Here is a 6,847-nt window from a genome sequence, read left to right on the forward strand (position 1 = left end):
TGACGGCCTCGGGGATCATGGGCAGGTAGACCGCGACGCGGTCGCCCTTGGCCACGCCCAGCGACTCGAAGGCGTTCGCGGCCTTCTTCACTTCCTCGGTGAGCTGTGCGTAGGTGTAGGTGCGGGTATCGCCGGGCTCGCCCTCGAAGTAGATCGCCACCCGGTCCCCGTGGCCGGCCTCGACGTGCCGGTCCAGGGCGTTGTAGGCGGCGTTGACCTCCCCGCCGACGAACCACTTCGCGAACGGCGGGTTGGACCAGTCCAGCGCCTGGGTGAAGTCCTTGGACCAGTCCAGCAGTTCCCGGGCCTGCTTCGCCCAGAACGCGGGGCGGTCGGCGTCGGCCTCGGCGTACTCGCCGGCGGTGACCACCGCATTCGCCGCGAACTCGGCCGAAGGCGCGAACCGGCGGTTCTCCTGGGACAGATTTTCGAAAGCGTCGCCTGCCTGGATGAGGCCGGGTGATACCACGGTGCGGGCGTTGGACATGGGTAACCCCTGTTCTTTCTTACATATTCTGCGGTGACAAATGCGTGCCTGCGGCGGCGGCGTATCCCCAGGGTGCCTAGGGATACGCCGCCGGCGCAGCCAGCCGGGATTGCTCAGTACTTGATGACCACGCGGCCGTCGATCTTGGCGTGCTTCATCTCGTCAAGAACAGCATTCACTTCGGAGAGCTCCCTCGTGGACACCGTGGGGTGGATCTTGCCCTGGGCGTAGAACTCCAGGGCTTCCTCCAGATCCTGCCGGGTGCCCACAATGGAACCGCGGACCGTCAGGCCCTTGAGCACAATCTCGAAAATCGGCGCCGGGAAGTCCCCCGGCGGCAGCCCGTTGAACACGATCGTTCCGCCACGCCGTGCCATCCCAATGGCCTGCCCGAACGCTGACGGGTGCACTGCCGTGACCAGGACTCCATGGCATCCTCCTGTTTCGCGCTGAATGACTTCGACGGGGTCTTCGTGCAGGGCATTGACGGTCAGCTCTGCACCGTGCTTCTTGGCCAGGGCGAGCTTGTCGTCGGCAATGTCCACTGCCGCGACCCGCAGCCCCATGGCTACGGCGTACTGGACGGCGATGTGCCCGAGTCCGCCGATCCCCGAGATGGTGACCCACTGGCCCGGCCTGGCCTCGGTCATCTTCAAGCCCTTGTATACGGTGACTCCCGCACAGAGAACGGGTGCGATTTCCACCGGGTCCGATCCGGCCGGAATGCGGGCGGCAAAACGGCTGTCCACCAGCATGTATTCGCCGAAGGAACCGTCGACGCTGTAGCCGGCGTTCTTTTGGGCCTCGCACAGGGTTTCCCAGCCGGTCCGGCAGTACTGGCAGTCGCCGCAGGCTGACCAGAGCCACGCGTTGCCGACCAAATCGCCGACGGCCAGATCGGTGACGCCCTCGCCGAGGGCCACGACCTCGCCGACGCCTTCGTGGCCGGGAATGAACGGCGGTGACGGCTTGACCGGCCAGTCTCCCTCCGCGGCGTGCAGGTCGGTGTGGCAGACACCCGTGGTGATGACCTTGACCAGTGCCTCGCCGCGTCCCGGGGTGGGGACAGGAAGGTCCTGGATCTGGAGATCCTTACCAAATTCAGTAACTACAGCTGCTTTCATCGTCGTCATTGTCGATATTCCTTCGTCGTTTTGTAGCCGCAGCAAATAATGCGCAGGCATGAATTGAACATCGGGCCAGAAGCCGGGCGTGAAGCCCGTTGTCCGCCGAAAGCCTCACCTGGGGTGTGCGGTGAGGCCCGCGGATTGTCAGGGTATGGATAACCCGCCACAGTTCCAGTCCGCGTCGCTGCCGTGGAACGTGACCCAGGCAGTCCTGGTCTGGAGTGTGAAGCACAATCATCCCCGGCACTTCTGCTGAGCAGGATGATGGCTGTTGCCTAAAGCTTAGGGAAGGGAGGGTTGCGACGAGGTTGCAGCCTTGTGAGTCAGGTCACCCGGGCTGGCGTGTTCCGAGTTCGGATTCCAGGCGCTCCAGGTCGGCCACCACCGCAGCCCTCTTGGGTGAGCGGGGCGGCAGCAGCTTCAGCGCTGCCATGCGGACGGCAATGTCATCGCTCGCTTCGGGAAGTTCCGCATACTGGAGCAGGGCTTCCGCGCTGCCGTCCGTTAGAACCGCCTCCCGAAGGAGTGTGGAGACGCGCCTCCGCAGCGTCACCACACCCGGAGCCTCCGAGCGAGGCAACACCGGGCCGCGATAAATTTCCAGGGCAACCCTGTGTGCCCCGCGCTGGAGGCAACTGAGAACCTGTCCGGCGTCCGGCAGCACGTCCACGGTGAGTCTGTAGGGCCGGGATTCCGGCACGGCGGCAGGATTGAACTGCTGAAGGACTTTCCTCAACCGGACCATCTCCGCCCGAAGTGTCATGGCTGAGACTTCCCCGAACAGCATGCTGCCCAGCTCCTCGCCGCTGAGACCATCCGGATGGATGCTCAGCAGGGCCAGCATCTCACTGTGCCGCGGAGACAGCGATACCGTTCTTCCTTCGATGCTGAGCAGCGCGTGGTCGCGGCCGAGCAGCTGCAGGCTGTTGCGATAGAGGCTTCGGACCGGGCTGCTGGGAACCGTTCTGGGCCCGGTGGCGGAAACAGGTTTTCGCCGCCGTGCGAGCCGGTCGCGCTTCGCGGCGGCCAGCAGAAGACGCTCCACGCGCAGCTGCGCCTGTGCGGCCGCGACCGCAGCCTCCACGAGGGAAAGGGTATGCGGAGCGACTGCCGTCTCGGTGCCGGTGATATCCAGGACTCCGATCACGGCCCCGGTATCTGGATCACGGAACGGCACCGCCGTGCAGCTCCACGCGTGAACGGCCCGGTTGAAATGCTCGGGACCGGAAACCTGGATGCTGCGGCCCAGCGCCAGGGCGGTTCCAGGAGCGCTGGTGCCCACGCTGGCCTCGGACCAGTCCGCGCCCTCAACGAACAGCATGCCCTCGGCACGCCGGCGCAGGGCAGCATCCCCGTCGACCCACAGGAGCCTGCCCAGCTCATCCCCGACGGCCACGAGCAACCCTTGTTCGGAACTGGGCTGAATCAGCAGTTTGTTAATCACCGGCATGATTGACGCCAGCGGATGGCCGCGACGGTACTCCTCAAGCGCCTCACCATCGAGGAGTACCGAGGACGGCGGCATGTCAGGGTTGGCCTGCAGCCGCAGCGAACGCTTCCAGGACTCTTCAATGATTCTGCGAAGCGGCCCCTGCCCGGACCTGATGCCGAGCTGCATCGATGCTGTGACACGCCTGGCAGCAGACGGCGTCGGGGCCGTTACCGGGGTTGGAAATAGCGACCGGGGACTACGCACGGTGGCTCCATTGTCGTCAAGCGAAATTGGGGCCCAACTGTGGCCCCAATCACAAGCATACTGCCGCTGGGCGCCTTGATCGCGGCCTGGCCCCCTCACAACCTGCTGACGGAGTTCATCTAGACGCGCCCCAGGTCGTCGATGTCCTCGAGGAACTGCTGGTGCACTTCGGCGCTGACCGTGGTGCGGGTGTCCGCGATCGCATCGAGGTAGTCCTGGGTGGCCGGACCCTTCCGGACCGCCTCGCGGACTGAGGCGCTGCCGCCGGACGCCAAGCCGCCGTCGTCGTACACCGCTTTTTCGAGAGCCCGCTGGGAGGCGCTGCGGGCCGCGTACTCGATGTCCGCGGGGGAGAAGCCTTCCGTGCGGTCCACCAACAGCTCGACGTCGACGTCGTCCACCACGGCGACGGGGATGAAGCGCTGCCACATCGCCTCGCGGGCCTGCCGGTCCGGCAGGCCGATCGGGATGACGTAATCGAACCGGCCGTGGCGCAGGAACGCCGAATCCAGCGCCCGGATGAAGTTGGTGGCGCAGACCAGGAGCCGGCCGGGCTGTTCGCGGAAGGCGGGGATGATCTTGAGGAGCTCGTTGGTGACGCCCTGCAGGGGAGAGGGCGGTTCGCCCGAGCGCTGCGCGGCGATCTCCTCCACCTCGTCGATGAAGACCACCGCGTGCTCGAGTTCGGCGATCTCCAGGAAGGTCTCGCGCAGCGCCCCGGCCAGCCCCTTGGGGTCGGAGGCCAGCCGGGAGGGGAAAACCTCCACGAACGGCCATTCGAGCCGGGACGCGATCGCCTTGGCAAACGTCGTCTTGCCGGTACCGGGCGGTCCAAAGAGGACCACTGCCCGCGGCGGCACCACGCCGTATTCGTCGGCGAGGTCGGCCTCGGCGAGCGGAAGGACCAGCCGGCGTTCCAGCAGTTCCTTCTCGTTGCGCATACCGGCCACGTTCTCCCACAGGTCGCGGGCCAGGATCCGGCCGCCAAGCAGGCTGAGGGGTTCCAGCTCCTGGCGCTGGACCGGGATTTTCCGTTCGAAGTAGCGCAGGTTCTTCTTCAGCGCGAATCCGCGGCCCAGGAACGCCTCCACCCGGGTTTCGGATTCGGGCATCAGGGCCGAGAGCTTGTTGAGCCCGTGCGGGGCCATCCGGTTCTCGACCGAGGCCAGCAGCGAGGTGCCGATTCCGCGGCCCCGGAACTCGGGCAACGTGGCCAGGAAAACGATCCAGCCCTGGTCATGCGCGGCCCGTCCGACGGCGGCGCCCACCACCTGCTCGCCCTGCACCGCGACGACGGCGTGGTCCTTTTCGCACGAGGCCAGGACCTCCGAGAGCGCGTAGACGGGCTCCACGTTTGATTCTTTGAGGGATTCCCAGAGGTGCAGGATGCCGTCGAGGTCGGCCGAATGGAAGTCCCTGATCCGCCAGTTGGTCATGAAGTGTCTCCCGGATGGTTCGTCGCTGAGCCGGTGGGCGCCAGTGTGGGCTGGTCTGCTGAGCATATGCGAACGGGGTGCATGAGAGGTTGCGGGGACGTTGCGTTACGCGGAGGCGGACTGCCGGGGCGTCACTCCGAATCCGCGCCGGCGCTGCCATCGGCGCTGCCCATGGGCCGGGCGGCGACGAGCGGATACGGGCCGGTGAACCCGTCCCGGACCGCGGCGATCTCCAGGATGCGGTGCCGGCAGAGGCGCCAGCCGAGCATCAGGAGCGGGATGATGACTGCGAGGGAGGCGATGGTCCACGTTCCTACAGGCGAGTCGAAGGCCATGAGGACCAGCACCGCCAGGAGGAAGGCCAGGGTGATCCAGCCCGTGACGGGTGCGCCCGGCATCCGGAACGCGGGCCGGAGCAGTTCTCCGCGGGCTGCGAGCCGGGCAAGCTGCATCTGGCACAGGACGATCATGGCCCAGGTGCTGATGATGCCCAGCGATGCGACGTTAAGGACGATCTCGAAGGCCTCGGCCGGGACCACGGCATTCAGGATCACGCCCAGGACAGCCACGCCGGCAGTGAGGGCGATGCCGCCGTAAGGGACACCGGACTTGTTCATCCGGGCGGCGAACTTCGGCGCGGAACCCGAAACGGACATCGAACGCATGATCCGGCCGGTGGAGTAGAGGCCCGCGTTGAGCGAGGACAGCGCCGCGGTAAGGACCACGAGGTTCATGATGGCGTCCACGCCGTCCACCCCGATGGAGCCGAAGAATGTCACGAAGGGGCTTTCGCCGGCCTTGTAGGAGCTGTAGGGCAGCAGCAGGGAAAGCAGCACGAGCGAGCCGACGTAGAACACGGCGATGCGCACAATCACCGTGTTGATGGCCCGCGGCATGATCTTCTCCGGGTTTTCGGTCTCGCCGGCGGCGGTGCCGATCAGTTCGATCGAGGCGTAAGCGAACACGACGCCCTGCATCACCACGATGGCCGGCAGAAGGCCGTTGGGGAACATGCCGCCGTTGTCCGCGATAAGGCTGAAGCCGACCTCCTGGCCGGCCACGGGTGTGCCGAAGATGACGAAGTAGATGCCCACGAGCAGGAAGGACACGAGCGCCACGACCTTGATGAGCGCGAACCAGAATTCAAGCTCGCCGAACACCTTGACGCTGATGAGGTTCAGGCCAAGGACCAGGATCAGGGCCGCCAGGGCCCAGGCCCACTGCGGTACGTCCGCGATGGGCGCCCAGTACTTCTTGAAGAAGTTCATATACAGCGCGACGGCGGTGATGTCCACGATCGCCGTCATGGCCCAGTTCAGCCAGTACAGCCAGCCCGTAACGAACGCGGCTTTCTCGCCGAAGAATTCGCGGGCGTAGGAGACGAAGGAGCCCGACGACGGCCGGTGCATCACGAGTTCGCCGAGGGCGCGCAGGATCATGAAGGCGAAGAACCCACAGACCGCATAGCTGATGATCAGGGCCGGTCCGGCGGTGGCGAGACGGCCGCCGGCGCCCATGAACAGGCCGGTGCCGATGGCGCCGCCGATCGCGATCATCTGGACCTGCCGGGGTTTCAGGCCTTTGTGGTAGCCCTGGTCTTCGGCGTGGAGCGCGGCCCCGGAGGCGTGGGCATGCGCCGGAATGGTGTGGTCGGAGATGGCTTCTCGTGGTGGGGCCGGTAGTTCTTGGGTTGGCTGTTTTAGGGCGCGGGCAGTGTCGGGATGAGTCATGAGGGTCCTTCGGGGTTCGGAGGTGCGCTACTTGCTCAGGTTGGCCAGGCGTTGTGGGCTGAGGAGCTCGGTGAGCTGCTCGGCGGTGAGCAGTCCATGTTCGAGTACGAGCTCCGCGACGCCCTTGCCGGTGGCGAGGGCTTCCTGCGCGATGGCCGTGGCCGTGGCGTAGCCCAGTTGCGGGTTCAGGGCGGTGACGAGGCCGATTGACTGTTCCACCGTGAGGCGGAGGTGTTCGGTGTTCGCGGTGATGCCCCGGACGCAGCGGGCCGTGAGGGTGCGGCAGGCGGCTTCCAGGTGGGAGATGCTCTTGTGGAGGCTGTGGACGATGATCGGTTCGAAGGCGTTGAGCTGGAGCTGGCCGGCTTCTG

General features: G+C 66.1%; 5 protein-coding genes and 1 pseudogene. All 6 read right to left on the reverse strand.

Annotated features, from left to right (window positions below; genetic code table 11):
* A partial coding sequence (locus tag LQV16_RS22450; RefSeq protein WP_229996059.1) for an acetyl-coenzyme A synthetase N-terminal domain-containing protein occupies positions 1-487 on the reverse strand: 487 nt, incomplete at its 3' end.
* 113 nt (positions 488-600) lie between these two features.
* Positions 601-1,611, reverse strand: a complete 1,011-nt coding sequence (gene adhP, locus LQV16_RS22455; RefSeq protein ID WP_229996063.1) for an alcohol dehydrogenase AdhP — start codon at positions 1,609-1,611, stop codon at positions 601-603.
* Between the two features lie 331 nt (positions 1,612-1,942).
* The gene (locus LQV16_RS22460) at positions 1,943-3,232 is read right to left on the reverse strand and encodes a GAF domain-containing protein (RefSeq protein WP_229996060.1); all 1,290 of its coding nucleotides are present in this window, start codon (positions 3,230-3,232) and stop codon (positions 1,943-1,945) included.
* A gap of 197 nt (positions 3,233-3,429) precedes the next feature.
* The gene (locus tag LQV16_RS22465) at positions 3,430-4,746 is read right to left on the reverse strand and encodes a GNAT family N-acetyltransferase (protein ID WP_229996061.1); all 1,317 of its coding nucleotides are present in this window, start codon (positions 4,744-4,746) and stop codon (positions 3,430-3,432) included.
* 131 nt (positions 4,747-4,877) lie between these two features.
* Positions 4,878-6,476, reverse strand: a complete 1,599-nt coding sequence (locus LQV16_RS22470; protein ID WP_229996062.1) for an amino acid permease — start codon at positions 6,474-6,476, stop codon at positions 4,878-4,880.
* A gap of 27 nt (positions 6,477-6,503) precedes the next feature.
* Positions 6,504-6,847 (reverse strand): annotated as a pseudogene (gene aspA, locus LQV16_RS22475) (aspartate ammonia-lyase); the annotation flags it as partial.

This window comes from Arthrobacter sp. Bi26 (genome assembly GCF_918697925.1).
Lineage (GTDB): Bacteria > Actinomycetota > Actinomycetes > Actinomycetales > Micrococcaceae > Arthrobacter.

What these genes read in the sequence shown, in the direction of transcription:
- LQV16_RS22460 (WP_229996060.1), bottom strand. Translation starts at nt 3,232, where the DNA reads ATGCAGCTCGGCATCAGGTCCGGGCAGGGGCCGCTTCGCAGAATCATT.
- LQV16_RS22465 (WP_229996061.1), bottom strand. Translation starts at nt 4,746, where the DNA reads ATGACCAACTGGCGGATCAGGGACTTCCATTCGGCCGACCTCGACGGC.
- LQV16_RS22470 (WP_229996062.1), bottom strand. Translation starts at nt 6,476, where the DNA reads ATGACTCATCCCGACACTGCCCGCGCCCTAAAACAGCCAACCCAAGAA.
- adhP (WP_229996063.1), bottom strand. Translation starts at nt 1,611, where the DNA reads ATGAAAGCAGCTGTAGTTACTGAATTTGGTAAGGATCTCCAGATCCAG.